Source organism: Halodesulfurarchaeum formicicum (genome assembly GCF_001886955.1).
Lineage (GTDB): Archaea > Halobacteriota > Halobacteria > Halobacteriales > Halobacteriaceae > Halodesulfurarchaeum > Halodesulfurarchaeum formicicum.
The window spans coordinates 1,405,562-1,418,978 of sequence record NZ_CP016804.1; the positions used below are offsets into that span (position 1 = coordinate 1,405,562).

Below are 13,417 nucleotides of genomic sequence, written 5' to 3' on the forward strand. Positions count from 1 at the left end.
CGAACACGAGTTTGGGGCATGGAAGACGGGCAGTGGGTCAGTCTCTTCTCGGGGGGCAAGGACTCGGTCGCGGCCTTCGTCATGGCCCGGGAGGCCGGGTTGGCCGTGGATCGGCTGGTGACCGTCCACCCGGAGGGAGACTCCTATCTCTATCACGTGCCGGCAACCCGCCTGGCCGAGTTGGCTGCAACGAGCATCGGGACCGAGTTGACGGCGGTCTCCGGCGGCCCGAGTTCGGGCCACGATTCGAGCGAACGCGGGGACGAAGAACTCGAACCGCTCGAAGAAGCCCTCAAAGCCCTCGACACGGAACTGGCCGGTGGCCTGGCCGGCGTGACCGTCGGCGCAATCGAGAGCGAGTTCCAGGCGACCCGAATCGAGGCGATGTGCCGTCGGCTCGGGATCGATATGTACGCACCACTCTGGCAGCGGGACCCGGTCGAACTTGGAGAGTGGCTTCTCGACCGGGGCTTCGAGATCCGGATCGTGGCCGTCGCCGCGGCGGGACTCGGCGAGACCTGGCTCGGGCGGCCCCTGGACCGCGAGGCGTTCTCGGAGCTTCAGGCACTCAACGAGCAGTACGGGGTTCACGTGTTGGGCGAGGGTGGGGAGTTCGAGACACTCGTCACGGACGGCCCGCACATGGATCGGCCGATCGAAATCGAGTACACGACCCACTGGGATGGCACCCGCGGCCACGTCGAAATCGAGTCAGCTCGGCTCGGGTGATCAGTTCGTCGCGGAGAGATCCGTGTGTGCGCCGACGAGCGCGCCCGAGAAGTCGATATTCTCGATGCAGGTTTCCTCGTCGATGATCGAATCCCGCACGTCACAATTTCGGATCGTGGCGTTCGGAAAGACGACCGAGTTCTGCACGTGAGAGTCCTCGATACGGGCCCCGGCCATGACGTGGACGTTCTCTCCGAGGGTGGCGTCGACGAGCGTGGCATCCTCGGCCACGACCGTCTCGCCGTCGAGGGCCCAGCGGACCGCATCGAGATAACTCTCCGGGGTTCCGATATCGAACCACGCGCCGTCGAAGGTAAAGGCATGGACCGGCCCCCGCTCCTGAAGCCACTGGATGAACCACCCCGGCTCGTCGGGGTTGTTATCACCCGCCAGGTAGGTCTCCAGGTGCGACAGTGACTCGGCGGGGAAGGCGTAGGTGGCGATCGAGACGAGCGTGCTCTGCGGGTCGGCCGGCTTCTCCTGGAAGTTCGTGACCGCGGTACCGTCCAGTTCAACCAGCCCGTAGGACTTGGCGCGTTCCCGACTGCCGACGTCGTAGGCGGCGATGGTCGGGGTGCCCCGGGATTCGAAGAAGTCCACGAACTCACTCACGTCGAAGCTGATGAGGTTGTCCCCCGCCAGCACGATCAGATCGTCTTCGACGCCCTCGCGGTCGACCAGTTGAGCGAGGGCCCCGATCACGCCAAATTTCTCCGATTCGGCGGTCGTCTCCTCGATCGAGAGCTGCGGTTTCTCGTAGTCAGTGGCCTGCAGGTGCTCACGGAAGTCCGGGGCAAAGCGCTCGTTCGTGCTCACGTAAACCGTCTCGATGCGATCGTCGGCCTCGAGTTCGGCGAAGATCCGATCGATGACCGTTTCGGATCCGATCGGGAGAAACATCTTCGGCCGATGTTTCGTGATCGGCCACAGCCGGGTCGCATATCCCCCCGCAAGTACGACAGCATCCATAACCCTACCCTCCGCACGCGGTCCTAAGTCCTTTTTCATCCACGGTGCCGGGGAGCTTTCACTCGGTTTCGTCCTCCCGGAGTTCCGAGAGCGGTGCTTTGACTGCCCGTTCGGTGGCCGTCGCTGGGGCCATCGCTTCGTGGTCCGAACCGTCACTGGGCTGGAAGCGAGCACGAAACCACTCGACCAGCGAAAAGCGCCACATTCACTCCGCCCCCAATGTTGCTCGCAACGCCTGATTCATCGCCTCGACTGGCGCATTTTGTCCCGTCCACCGCTCGAAGGCGGCGACCCCCTGGTAGAGCAGCATCCAGGCCCCATCGATCGTCTGTGCGCCGGCCGCCGCGGCGTCCCTGAGAAACCGCGTTTCCAGCGGGGTGTAGACGGCGTCCATGACAGCCATCTCCGGACGGAAAATCGACGCAGACACGGGCGAGCGATCCGACTCCATGCCCACGCTGGTCGCGTTGATGAGGAGATCCGCGTCTGAGGCGATCTCGGGAACGGCATCGAGTGAGTGCCCCGTCGCGTCCAGGTCCGCCGCGAGCGATTCGGCTCGCGAGGCGGTCCGGTTCGCGACGTGGACAGTTGCCCCGGCCTCGACGAGCATGAACCCGATCGCCCGGGCGGCCCCACCAGCCCCGATCAGCAGGGCCGTTCGTTCGCCCGGGTCGACATCGTGATGCGTGAGCGCTCGCCTGGCTCCGGCGGCATCGGTGTTGTGCCCGGTCGGCGTTTCGCCCGAGAAGTCGATCGTGTTGACCGCGCCGATCCTGGCGGCGGTCTCGTCCGGTTCGACCAGTTCGAGAACGCCCTCTTTGAACGGAATCGTCACGTTCAGGCCGTCGATCCCCAGGGCGGCGGCGCCCTCGATCGCCGCCCCGAGCCGGTTCGGATCGGTCTCCAGGGTCACGTAGCGTGCGTCCAGTCCGAGGGCGTCGTACGCCGCCTCGTGGAGCGCAGGCGAGACGGAGTGCCCGACGGGGTTCCCGACGAGTCCGTAAACCTCCATACCCGCGGTCGGACCCGTGGCAGGTTAAGCGTTGTCGCCCGCAGTCAACGCGACGGTAGGGCCGCCCCGATCGTCTGGCTCGCCCGACCCAGAAGGGCCGTAAACGCGCTCCACCGGGTGAGGAAGAGAATCGCGCCGAGGACGAGATAGATCCCCGTGTAGGCGAGCAGCAGTTCGTGGCTGGTCAGGGGCAGTGCCACGGCATCCCGAATGATCAGGAATTCGAGGCCGACCTGGGAGACGAAAAGCCCCAGCAGCATGAGGGCCTCGCGGACCGAGATCTCGAAGTTCGTGAGGATGCCCAGGGCGAAGAAGGACTGGGCGGCAGTCAGCCAGATTTCGGCCGCCTGCTTCGCGTCGAATGGGAGCACACCGTAGGACCCGTAGGCGATCGAGTAGACGACCACCAGGGTCCCGATCAGGAGCGTCCACTGGTTGAGCTTCGAGGAGATCAGCGCGTTGAACCCGGCCGTGGATCGGGCCTTGTTCACGAGGTAGACCACGACGATGAGTTCCGGCGATTCGGAGGCCAGGGGCGCGATCCACTGGATCATGAAGAAGGCGGGCACGCCGATGTTCGTCCCGATCGTCTCGAGGCCGTGCGCGAAGGGCTCGACGGCGGTGAAGATGATCAATCCCGAGTAAGCAAACAGGGCCAGAACCGTCGAGACCCGTCGCCACTTCGGCTGGGCCTGGAGGGCCGCCGGCACCCCGACGTGTTCCTCCTCTGGCTCGATATCACCCCGAAGAATGACCAAAATGTAGGTCACGTAGATGCCAACCAGGACCGCCATGTCCAGGGCGTCGATCCCGCCAAAGAGCGGGACGAAAAACGCCCAGAAAGTCGCAGCCAGGAGAAAGGTGATGTCGAGGGCGAGATCCTTGTGGACGGTCACGGCGTCGGCGAGAAAGCCGTCCCGATGCTCGACGGCTGGATCGAGGTCTGCCCCGCTCCGATAGACGGTGAACAGGGCGATTCCGGCCCACCCGATTCCGATGAGAATCCGGTTGGCCCCGGTCATGTTCGCGACCGCGAGGTTCCCGGCCTCGATCCCCCGGGCCGTCCCCGCGAAAGCCCCCGCGTTCCAGGCATAGAGGGCGTCGACCGAATACTCGGGCGCAACGGCCAAGACCGCGAGCACCGCGATCGCGAATGGTCGGGGCACGTCACGCTCGGCCGTTTCGGCCGCCCAGGCCAGGAGGAACGCCGCTCCCAGCACCGAGATGCCGCTGACGAACACGGTCAGGTTCGTCGACAGCCCCTCGACCGAGAACAGCCAGACGACGAGCCACGGGACCGTCAGCCCGATCGCACCGAGCAACGCGCCGGCTGTTTGGCGGTTCATGGAGCCAGCCCTCCCTGTGCCGACACGGCCGTCGAGCCCCCGTCCAGTCCACGATTGCACCAGAACATCGCTACTGTTTGCAGGTCACTCCGGGGACCCTTAAAAGCCACAAGATTGTTCGAAACTGGCGGTTCGTCGGGGTGAGACCGCAACTCGTGGCCGGGAAGTGAGATAGACCGGCCACGGGCGGAAACAGCGTCGAAATGTGTCGACACGTAGAGAAACACCACTCTCGGCGATAGATCGTTCACTGTCCGCCTCGATCACTGAAGCGATCGATCCCGCCCCAGTTAGTCCTCGAGAACTTCGACGGCGGCGTCAGCTGCGCCCCGTTTCACGCTCTGAATCCCCCGTTTCGCGCCCTGTTTCGAGCTGTAGCCCTCGCCGCTGTCCGCGATGATGTTCCCGTTCGCGGCAACGAGTCGCCATCGCCACTCACCCGCCTTGTCCTCGAAGATTTCGAATCGTTGCCCAGTACTCATCGCCTGAATCAACGCTCGGGAGCCACTAAACTTCCACGGGCTTCGACGCCCTTAATCGCCGCTCGATACTACAGGAGTTGTGATCGGAATCGTCTGCAGCACCGCGGATCAGGCCTCGGTTACGATCGCCGAGGAGTTGCTAAACCTCGTCGAGTGGACCGAGACCGAACCCGGGGTCTACCGTCACGGTGGGTTCGAACTCCGGGAGTTCGATCAGCTCCACCTGGAACTGGACGAGGTGGCGGCGGCCTTCGACGACCCGGAGTATGTCGTCGTGGCCTCGAAACACTCCGGGGACAGCGGCCCGCTTTTGAGTGCGCACTTCACGGGAAACTTCGGTGCCGCCGAGTACGGCGGCGAGCCCCGAAGTGTCTCCCAGCCCGCGCCTGGCGCGCTCAAACACGTCATTCGCGAACTCGACAATCTCGCACCGGAGCCATACGAGGTCGCCATGGAGTGTACCCACCACGGTCCGACCGAGTACGGCGCGCCCGCGATGTTCGTTGAACTCGGTAGCGGCCCGGAACAGTGGGACGACTCGGTTGGCGGCCGGGCAGTCGCGGAGGCCATCCTGTCCCTGGCAGGGGTTGGTCCCGACGCCGAGCGAACGTTCGTCGCCGTCGGCGGGAACCACTACGCCCCGCAACCAACTCGGCTCCTCCTGGAGACCGACGCCGCGATCGGACACGTGGCCGCGGACTGGAGTCTCGAGGAACTCGGCGACCCCGAAGCCAATCGGGACCTGGTCCAGGCGCTTTTCGAGCGCAGCAACACGTCCGCCGCGGTCTTCGACGGGGACTACCCCGAGGTGGCCGCAGTCGTCGAGTCACTGGGGTACGAGATCGTGAGCGAGACGTGGATCCGGGAGACCAGCGGCGTCGATCCGGCCCTCGTCGAGCGGCTGGAGTCCCGGTTAGGGGCCGTCGAGGAGGGGCTTCGATTCGGCGAGCGGACGGCGACTGAGGATCTGGACGTGCGCTCGCTCCCAAGCGAACTGCTCGACGCTGCCGCGGCGATCGACCCGGCGGATACTGTGGCGACCGTCGCGGCACACACGGTGGCCTACCAGAGCGAGGAGAACGGGAACCGGGTCGGCGATCGGGCCGCGCTTCCGGACGAGGCGGCCTATGACGCGCTGATCGATGGCCTCGTCGGGCTACTCGAACGGGAGTTCGAGACGGTGAAACGAGTCGACGGACAAGTAATCGCCGAACGGGAGGGCTTCGATCCGGCGCTCGCAGCGGACCACGGAGTGCCCGAGGGGCCGCTGTTCGGCCGGCTTGCAGCGGGTGAGTCAGTCACTGTCGACGGGGAGACGATCGAACCGGAGACAGTCTCCAGTCGGGAAACCCAGCAATTCGACGTCTGACGGCCGCGTGACGAGAGGGGAAAGGTAATTAAGGTTCATCCGGTAACCGATACCCAAGATGGACTCTATCGTCGAGGACGCGATCGACGAGGCCGAAACGGGGAGCGCGGCCTCGGGGGACACTGAACACCCAACGGGGGAGATGACAAACGAGGAACTCGAGGCGGTCCTCGAGGACCTCAAGACCGACATCACCGTGGTTGGCTGTGGCGGGGCCGGAAGCAACACGATCAACCGGATGTTCGAGGAGGGCATTCACGGCGCGTCGCTGGTTGCGGCCAACACCGACGTCCAGCATCTGGTCGACATTCAGGCCGACAAGAAGATCCTGATGGGCCGGGAGAAGACCCAGGGCCGCGGCGCCGGGTCGCTCCCACAGGTCGGCGAGGAGGCCGCCCTTGAGAGCCAGGACGAGATCCGCGAGACGATCTCCACCTCGGACATGGTCTTTGTCACCGCCGGCCTGGGCGGGGGCACGGGCACCGGCTCCGCGCCGGTCGTCGCGAAGGCCGCGCGAGAGACCGACGCACTGACCATTGCAGTTGTCACAACCCCGTTCACGGCCGAGGGCGAGGTCCGGCGGACGAACGCCGAAGCCGGGCTGGAGCGGCTTCGGGACGTGGCCGATACGGTCATCGTCGTTCCGAACGACCGACTGCTTGATTCCGTCGGGCAACTGCCGGTTCGCCAGGCCTTCAAGATCTCCGATGAGATCCTGATGCGCTCGGTCAAAGGGATTACCGAACTGATCACCAAGCCGGGGCTCGTGAACCTGGACTTCGCCGACGTGCGGACGGTCATGGAGAAAGGCGGCGTCGCGATGATCGGCCTGGGCGAAGCGGATTCGGACAGCAAGGCCACGGCGTCGGTGAAGGAGGCTCTACGGTCTCCGCTTCTGGACGTGGACATCGCCGGTGCGAACTCCGCGCTGGTGAATGTGACCGGCGGGCCCGACATGTCCATCGAGGAGGCAGAAGGCGTCGTCGAGGAGATCTACGACCGGATCGATCCGGACGCGCGGATCATCTGGGGGACCTCGATCGACGAGGACCTCGACGGGCACATGCGGACGATGGTCGTCGTCACCGGCGTTCAGTCCCCGCAGATCTACGGCCGGCAGGAGGAGGCGACAGAGCAGACCCCCGCCCAGGAACTCGAGGACTTCGATTACGTCGAGTAGCGAGAGCGTTTTCCAATAGATAGAAAAGCACCCGCCCCAAACGGAGGTCCATGGACGTACCTTACGAGTTAAACGCCTACACGCGGGTGCTGAAACTCGCCAGCACTCCGGACTGGGAGGAGTTCTCCCGCATCTCGCTCATCGCGGCCGCCGGGATCCTCCTCATCGGCCTCATCGGCTTTCTCATCTTCCTCATCATGGGTGTACTGCCGGGTGCCTGATCATGTCGATATACGCCGTCAAAACCACGGCCAGCCAGGAACAGACCGTGGCGAGCATGATCGCGAACCGCGAGGAGAAGAAAGTCCACGCCGTGCTGGCCCCGGAGTCACTCACCAGCTACGTCATGGTCGAGGCCGAGGACACGGGCGTGCTCGAGCGGGTGCTCGAAGACATTCCCCACGCACGAAGCATCGTGCCCGGGGAGAGCAGCATCACGGAAGTCGAGCACTTCCTCTCGCCAAAGCCCGACGTCGAGGGCATCGCGGAGGGGGACATCGTCGAACTGATCGCCGGCCCGTTCAAGGGTGAGAAGGCCCAGGTCCAGCGGATCGACGAGGGCAAGGACCAGGTGACAGTCGAACTGTACGAGGCGACAGTCCCGATTCCGGTCACGGTCCGTGGGGACCAGATCCGGGTGCTGGACAGCGACGAGCGGTAGGTTACTCGGCGGCCGTTAGCTGCTCCCCGACCGCGGCCAGGATCTGTTCTCGCCAGCGGATCGCGTCGGAGTCAGCGTCGTAGTGTCTCACATACTCCGCTCGCGTGTGCTCCTCGAAGGCGTGTCTGATAGCGAAAAAGCCCGCGGGGACCCGTTCCCCACAGATCTCACAAGTGTGACCTTCGTGATCGTCTCTCTGGTGTGCGAGGAGGGACTCGACGTCCTCGAAGCCCACCATACAGCCCTCGATCGCACAGAGCCAGCGCGACATAGCGGCCCTTGGCGAGGCGGTCCCATAAGATTTCCCACGGCGGGACCAGTTTCGCAAGGGAGATTACCGGGCCGTGTGTAGCCCGATTCGTGTCGGAAACGCGTGTCGATCCCCACGTGAAAATCCTCGACGAACAGGTCATCGAGCGGGCGAAATCCCGCGGGCTCGACGTCCTGGTCTACGCACCACACTTCACCAGACTCCCCGCGGCCCGCCGACGGGCCGAACGTCTGAGTGACGAGGACCTGCTCGTGGTCCCAGCTCGCGAGATTTTCACCGGCCCCTGGCAACACCGCAAACACGTGCTGGCGCTGGGGCTAGACGAACCCGTCCCGGATTTCATCACGCTTGAGGGAGCCATGCGGGAACTCGACCGCCAGGACGCGGTGGTCCTCGCCCCACACCCCGAATTCCTGACCGTGAGTCTCGACCGCGGCGATCTGCGGGCCTACGAGTCACAGATCGACGCCCTGGAAGTCTACAATCCAAAACACCTCGAACGGCACAACGAACGGGCCGTGGAGCTGGCCAAAACCCTGGACATGCCGGAGTTCGGATCCTCGTATGCCCACCGGAAACAGACGATCGGCGAGGTCTGGACGGCCATCTCGGGCGATATCGATTCGGAGACGGCCCTGCTCGAAGCGTTTCGAGAGGGGCGTGATCGCCGTGTCGAGCGTCGGAACGGTTCGCGACACGACTGGCGCTGTCGGGCCGAATTCGCCCACCTGGCCTGGGAGAACACCTGGAAGAAGTTCGATCGACTGCTGCTCTCCGGGACCGAACCGACCCATCCGGACCACGTCGCCTACGACGGCCGGTTCGACGACGTGGCCGTGTACTGATCCCGGACCGCTTCGAGGACGGCCCGAAGCGCGTCGTGAGCGGCCTGTGACTTGATCGCCGTCCGCGACCCGTCGTATTCGTGATGGCTAACTCTCGTTCCAGTGGTTCCAGTGCCCCACTCGCCGGCGTAGGCGACCCCCACGTACACTGTGCCAACCGGTTTTTCTGCCGTGCCCCCAGTCGGCCCGGCGATGCCAGTGCTCGAAACGGCCCAAGTAGTGCCCGCCGCGTCTCTGGCGGCCTGGGCCATCTCGCGGGCCACCGGTTCGCTCACGGCGCCTTGTTCGTCCAGGGACTCCCGGGTTACCCCCAGGTCGAGTTTGGCCGCGTTCGAGTAGGTGACAAAGCCACGGTCGAAGTAGGCACTCGACCCCGACACGTCGGTCACGAGCGAGCCGATCAGGCCGCCAGTACACGATTCGACGGTCGCGAGGGTCTGGTCCCGGGCGTCGAGGGCCGCCCCCAGACGGGCCTCGATGGGTTCGTCCTGGTCGCTCATGGTGGCATTCGGTCGGCCCCTGGCAAGAACCTGTGGGCCGGTCGAAGAAAAGATACTCCCGGCTCCGTGCGAAGACAGAGCATGGACGACATCGAGGTCGAAGCAGTCGACTCCCTCGAACCGGGCGTGGCCGGTGGGACGGCCGAGTACGTGCTCTACGGCGGGAAAGGTGGCGTCGGAAAGACCACGATGGCCGCGGCGACCGGGCTGGCCAGCGCACTCGACGGGACCGACACCCTCGTCGTCTCGACCGACCCGGCCCACTCGCTGGGAGACGCCTACGGCGTCTCGATCCCATCCGAACCGACCCGAATCCGCGAGGACATCCCGCTTTTCGCCGTCGAGATCGACCCGGAGACGGCCCTCCAGGAGGTCGGCGCGTTCGGTGGCGACCTCTCGATGGGCGGGGTCGGCGACCTGCTGGGCGGCGAGGAGCCGGATCCCCTGCTGGACGGCCAGTTCCCCGGCGCGGACGAAGCCGCGGCGATGCAACTCTTGCTTGAGTACCTGGACGACGACCGGTTCGACCGGATCGTCATCGACACGGCCCCGACCGGACATACCTTGCGACTGCTCGAACTGCCCGAGATGATGGAGACGATGATGGGCCGGTTCGTCCGGTTGCGGGACCGACTCGGCTCCCTCGGTGAGAGTCTGACGGGCCTGTTCGGCGAGTCGGAAGGAGCCGACGGCCCGGACCTCGACCCCCAGATCGAGCGCGTCGAGCGGTTGCGAGCGCTGCTCGCCGATCCGGAGCGCACCGACTTCCGAATCGTGACCGTGCCCGAGGAGATGGCCGTCGAGGAGGCAAAACGACTGGAGAACCAGTTGCAGGGCTTTGGCATTCCGGTTTCGACGGTCGTGGTCAATCGCGTGATGGAGCCACTCGAATCGATCCTCGACGACGTGGCCCCCGGGGAGTACGTCGCCCCGAACCTCGATGATTGCCAGTTCTGTCAGCGACGCTGGGATGTCCAGCAGTCCGCACTCGGAACGGCCCAGGAACTCTTCATGGGCTATGACGTGAAGCGGGTCCCGCTCTTCGCCGAAGAAGTCCGTGGCGAGGAGCTACTCCGACTCGTCGCCGCCTGCCTTGAGTGAGCCCTCTTCGACGAGCAGGATCCGCAGATCGTTGACGTTCGTCCCGGTCTGTCCAGTCAGGATGGTCCGGTCCCGGGCCTGAAGGTACGCCCCGGTATCGTTCGCGTCGAGGGCGGCCTGGGCTGCCTGGCGATCCACGACCGATTCGTCGACGAGCGCGCCTGCGGCGTCGCTCGCGCCGTCGATCCCGTCGCTGTCGACCGCACCCACGATTGTCGAGTCGTCCAGGGATAGCCCCGCGGAGAGGGCAAACTCCTGGTTCGGCCCTCCGGAGCCCCCATCGCCGTCGATGGTGACGGTGGTCTCGCCGCCCGAGAGAATCGCTGCGGGCGGTTCGATCGGCGTTCCCGTGGCCCGAATCTCGTTTGCGATCGCGGCGTGAGTTTTCGCCGCCTCGGCGGCCTCGCCCTCCACTCGCGAGGAGAGCACGAGCGAGTCATACCCCGCCGCCTCGGTCACGTCCGCGGCGGCTGTGAGGGCCGTCATCCCATCCGCGATGACGTGGGTCGAAACGTGCTCGAAGATCGGATCGCCCGGTTTCGGCGTCTCCTCGAGGTCCCCCGCAACCCCGGCTCGAATGCGTTCGCTGACCGAATCCGGGAGCGAGAGGTCGAACCGATCGATCACGGCCTGGGCGTCCGCGAAGGTGCTCGGATCGGGCACGAGCGGGCCGCTGGCGATCACATCGAGGTGATTCCCCACTACGTCACTGAGAACGAGTGAGACGACCGTCGCCGGGGCCGCCAGGGCCGCGAGTTGCCCACCCTTGATCGCCGAGAGGTGTTTGCGGACGGCGTTGATGTCCTGGATCGGCGCGCCGCTCTGGAGCAACTGATCGGTCGTCTCGACCAGATCGTCGAGTTCGATGCCTGCCGCCGGGGCCGGCATCAGCGCGCTGCCGCCACCGGTGATTACACCCAGGACGAGGGTCTCCTCGGTGGCTGCTGCGGCCCGGTCCAGGAGTTGCCGGGTCGATTCGACGCCGCGCTCGCTCGGCACCGGGTGATCCCCGGGCCGCACCGTCACCCGCTCGGTCTCTACTGGATCGTCGGTGACGACCAGGCCGCCGTCGAGCCGGTCCCCGAGGACCGCTTCGAGCGCCCGCGCGACCTGCGAAGCCGCGTTGCCGCCACCCAGGACGACGACCTCGCTGTAGGCTGCCAGGTCGTAGGTCGTCTCCCCAACCCGGAGCTGGTCACCGTCGAGTGAGACCGTCGACTCGACGACCGTCGCCGGGTCACTCGCCTCGATGCCAGCGAGCAGTGCGTCGAGAACCGTCTCGTGAGCCGGCGACTGGGCGAGTGCCGCCCGATTCTGAATCCGTGTCATGCACCGAGCCTCCGCAAAAGCGAGAAGATGCGATCCCGAACCCGATCCGGGAGCAGACGGGCGAGCGTGAGGTATTTCGCGGCCGGGCCGACGGTATACCGCGACTGCGGGTCCGTCGAGGTCCCAGCTTCGAGGATCACATCAGCCACCCGCTCTGGTGGCACGGAGCCCATCTCGCCCACGATACCCGCGTCGGTGAGCGCACCGTAGAGGTCCTCGTAGGCCGCGGTCCGGTCGAGGTCAGCAAGCGAGGACTGGGCACGGTCCTCGAACTGTGTGTCTACCGGCCCGGGCTCGACGAGGGCCACGTCGATGTCGAAGGGCGTGACCTCCGCCCGGAGCGCGTCGCTCATCGATTCGAGGGCGGCCTTCGAGGCGGAGTAGACACCCATTCCCGGCGCCGAGAGCAGCCCGGAAACGGAGGAAACGTTGACGATGGTCCCGCGTTCGGCCTCACGCATGTGGGGGAGGGCGGCCCTGACGAGTCGATGCGGGCCGAAGACGTTCACGTCGAACTGGGACTCGACGTGTCGGGTCGGCACGTCCTCCAGCGGGCCGAACTGCGCGTAGCCCGCGTTGTTCACGAGACAGTCCAGCCGCCCCGTCTCCGCGATCGTCCAGTCGATCACATCCTGGCACTGGGCAGGTTTGGTCACATCGAGTTCGTGGGTGAGCGCTCCCTTCTCGGCAAGGTCCGTAATGTCTGCCTCCTCGCGAGCAGTCGCGATCACCGTCCACCCCTCCGAAAGAAAGGCCTCGGCCGTCGCGTGGCCGATGCCCGAGGAGCACCCGGTGACGAGTACGGTCCGTTCCATACCCCACCCTCGCCCGAGAGGCAGTTAATGCTTGCAGTCCGACGCGGCCCGATCGGCCAGCCGAATCGGCTCGGGGAGCTTGTAGCCGGCCCCCATCGCGGCGACTAGCGACACGGCAGTCTCGGCGCTCACGCGATGGCCCGGACTCACGTAAATGGGGTTCACGTGCCGCCTCTCGGGATTCGGAAACTGGCGTGATTGGGAGGCGTAGCCGAGAATCGTCCCCGGCTCGGCCGTCACCGATTCGTCCGCGTAAATCGGTACCCGCGTTCCCTCCGGCAACGGCTCAGCCAGCGATTCGGCCGGCTGGCCACAGAGCAGGTTCTTCGCCACGCCGATGGCTGGGCGGTCATAGACCACACCCAGATGGGTCGCGAGCCCGGCCTGGCGATAATGGATGCGCCCGCTTCCATCGAAGACCAGGAGGTCCGGATCGACCGTGAGTGAGTCCAAGGCGTCGATGATCGGCCCGCCCTCGCGAAAGGAGAGCAAGCCGGGGATGTAGGGGATCGAGAGTTCGGTCCGCCCACAGGCGACCTCGACGACCGAGTCGCCCTGGATCGCGACGACCGCGCTCACAGCGACTCCGTCCAGAAAGGCCTGATCGACGCCGGCGACGATTGGCCCGGTGCCCGCTAGCGAACGCCGCTGGTCGAGGTCGAGTGGCTCCTCGATCTCGACGGCTGCGGGGGCGGGACAGCCAGCGTCGGCAAACGTGGCGACATTCGCGATTTCGCGCTGCTGGGCCTCCATTTCGTCCCGGGAGGCGTCGGGGTTCGGAACGTACTCGGCACGGGCCGGCTCCATC

Annotated in this window: 17 protein-coding genes; 7 read left to right on the forward strand and 10 right to left on the reverse strand. The window is 65.7% G+C overall.

Annotated features, from left to right (window positions below; all coding sequences use genetic code 11):
• The first annotated feature begins 18 nt into the window (after window positions 1-18).
• Complete coding sequence (locus HSR6_RS07300; protein ID WP_071933235.1) at window positions 19-729, forward strand: diphthine--ammonia ligase; 711 nt, start codon at window positions 19-21, stop codon at window positions 727-729.
• Here HSR6_RS07300 and HSR6_RS07305 read toward each other — a convergent pair whose 3' ends face one another.
• The 5 genes from HSR6_RS07305 to HSR6_RS07320 form a co-directional block, all read right to left on the reverse strand.
• Complete coding sequence (locus HSR6_RS07305) at window positions 730-1,698, reverse strand: sugar phosphate nucleotidyltransferase (protein WP_070365250.1); 969 nt, start codon at window positions 1,696-1,698, stop codon at window positions 730-732. It lies immediately after the preceding gene.
• A 58-nt stretch (window positions 1,699-1,756) separates the two neighbouring features.
• On the reverse strand, window positions 1,757-1,903 hold the full coding sequence (locus HSR6_RS11015; protein ID WP_157754390.1) for a hypothetical protein: 147 nt from the start codon (window positions 1,901-1,903) through the stop codon (window positions 1,757-1,759).
• Window positions 1,904-2,710 carry a shikimate dehydrogenase gene (locus HSR6_RS07310; RefSeq protein ID WP_070365251.1) on the reverse strand — a complete coding sequence of 269 codons (807 nt, stop codon included), beginning with the start codon at window positions 2,708-2,710 and terminating at the stop codon, window positions 1,904-1,906.
• Window positions 2,711-2,754: 44 nt separating this feature from the next.
• Window positions 2,755-4,056 (reverse strand): sodium:calcium antiporter, encoded by a 1,302-nt coding sequence (locus tag HSR6_RS07315; RefSeq protein ID WP_070365252.1) that lies wholly within the window; start codon window positions 4,054-4,056, stop codon window positions 2,755-2,757.
• A gap of 290 nt (window positions 4,057-4,346) precedes the next feature.
• Window positions 4,347-4,538 (reverse strand): HVO_2922 family protein, encoded by a 192-nt coding sequence (locus HSR6_RS07320; protein ID WP_070365253.1) that lies wholly within the window; start codon window positions 4,536-4,538, stop codon window positions 4,347-4,349.
• A gap of 79 nt (window positions 4,539-4,617) precedes the next feature.
• Here HSR6_RS07320 and HSR6_RS07325 point away from each other — a divergent pair, with 79 nt between their 5' ends.
• The 4 genes from HSR6_RS07325 to HSR6_RS07340 are packed head-to-tail and all read left to right on the forward strand — an operon-like array spanning window position 4,618 to window position 7,748.
• Window positions 4,618-5,907, forward strand: a complete 1,290-nt coding sequence (locus HSR6_RS07325) for a D-aminoacyl-tRNA deacylase (RefSeq protein ID WP_071933236.1) — start codon at window positions 4,618-4,620, stop codon at window positions 5,905-5,907.
• 58 nt (window positions 5,908-5,965) lie between these two features.
• Window positions 5,966-7,087, forward strand: a complete 1,122-nt coding sequence (gene ftsZ, locus HSR6_RS07330) for a cell division protein FtsZ (protein WP_070365255.1) — start codon at window positions 5,966-5,968, stop codon at window positions 7,085-7,087.
• Between the two features lie 50 nt (window positions 7,088-7,137).
• Window positions 7,138-7,308, forward strand: a complete 171-nt coding sequence (locus HSR6_RS07335) for a protein translocase SEC61 complex subunit gamma (protein WP_070365256.1) — start codon at window positions 7,138-7,140, stop codon at window positions 7,306-7,308.
• Between the two features lie 2 nt (window positions 7,309-7,310).
• Window positions 7,311-7,748 carry a transcription elongation factor Spt5 gene (locus HSR6_RS07340; protein ID WP_070365257.1) on the forward strand — a complete coding sequence of 146 codons (438 nt, stop codon included), beginning with the start codon at window positions 7,311-7,313 and terminating at the stop codon, window positions 7,746-7,748.
• Window position 7,749: 1 nt separating this feature from the next.
• Here HSR6_RS07340 and HSR6_RS07345 read toward each other — a convergent pair whose 3' ends face one another.
• Window positions 7,750-8,019 carry a DUF7565 family protein gene (locus tag HSR6_RS07345; protein ID WP_070365258.1) on the reverse strand — a complete coding sequence of 90 codons (270 nt, stop codon included), beginning with the start codon at window positions 8,017-8,019 and terminating at the stop codon, window positions 7,750-7,752.
• Window positions 8,020-8,108: 89 nt separating this feature from the next.
• On the opposite strand from HSR6_RS07345, the gene HSR6_RS07350 reads away from it, so the two are divergent.
• Window positions 8,109-8,864 (forward strand): PHP-associated domain-containing protein, encoded by a 756-nt coding sequence (locus tag HSR6_RS07350; RefSeq protein ID WP_233488534.1) that lies wholly within the window; start codon window positions 8,109-8,111, stop codon window positions 8,862-8,864.
• Here HSR6_RS07350 and HSR6_RS07355 read toward each other — a convergent pair.
• Window positions 8,828-9,364: a CinA family protein gene (locus tag HSR6_RS07355; RefSeq protein WP_071933237.1), complete on the reverse strand. Its 537-nt coding sequence runs from the start codon at window positions 9,362-9,364 to the stop codon at window positions 8,828-8,830. The two genes, HSR6_RS07350 and HSR6_RS07355, sit on opposite strands and share 37 nt — an antisense overlap.
• Window positions 9,365-9,445: 81 nt before the next feature.
• Between HSR6_RS07355 and HSR6_RS07360 the strand changes: the two genes are divergently transcribed.
• A complete protein-coding gene (locus HSR6_RS07360; RefSeq protein ID WP_071933238.1) occupies window positions 9,446-10,465 on the forward strand; it encodes an ArsA family ATPase in 1,020 nt (339 codons plus the stop codon).
• Here the strand turns inward: HSR6_RS07360 and HSR6_RS07365 are convergent.
• From HSR6_RS07365 to HSR6_RS07375, 3 genes are read right to left on the reverse strand one after another with little or no spacing between them, the layout of a single operon-like run.
• On the reverse strand, window positions 10,433-11,794 hold the full coding sequence (locus tag HSR6_RS07365) for a glycerate kinase type-2 family protein (RefSeq protein ID WP_071933239.1): 1,362 nt from the start codon (window positions 11,792-11,794) through the stop codon (window positions 10,433-10,435). The two genes, HSR6_RS07360 and HSR6_RS07365, sit on opposite strands and share 33 nt — an antisense overlap.
• A complete protein-coding gene (locus tag HSR6_RS07370) occupies window positions 11,791-12,609 on the reverse strand; it encodes an SDR family oxidoreductase (RefSeq protein WP_070365262.1) in 819 nt (272 codons plus the stop codon). The genes HSR6_RS07365 and HSR6_RS07370 overlap by 4 nt, the downstream gene beginning before the upstream one ends.
• 24 nt (window positions 12,610-12,633) lie before the next feature.
• Window positions 12,634-13,416, reverse strand: coding sequence for an endonuclease V (locus HSR6_RS07375; RefSeq protein WP_070365263.1), 783 nt, complete (start codon window positions 13,414-13,416; stop codon window positions 12,634-12,636).
• Between the last annotated feature and the right edge of the window lies 1 nt (window position 13,417).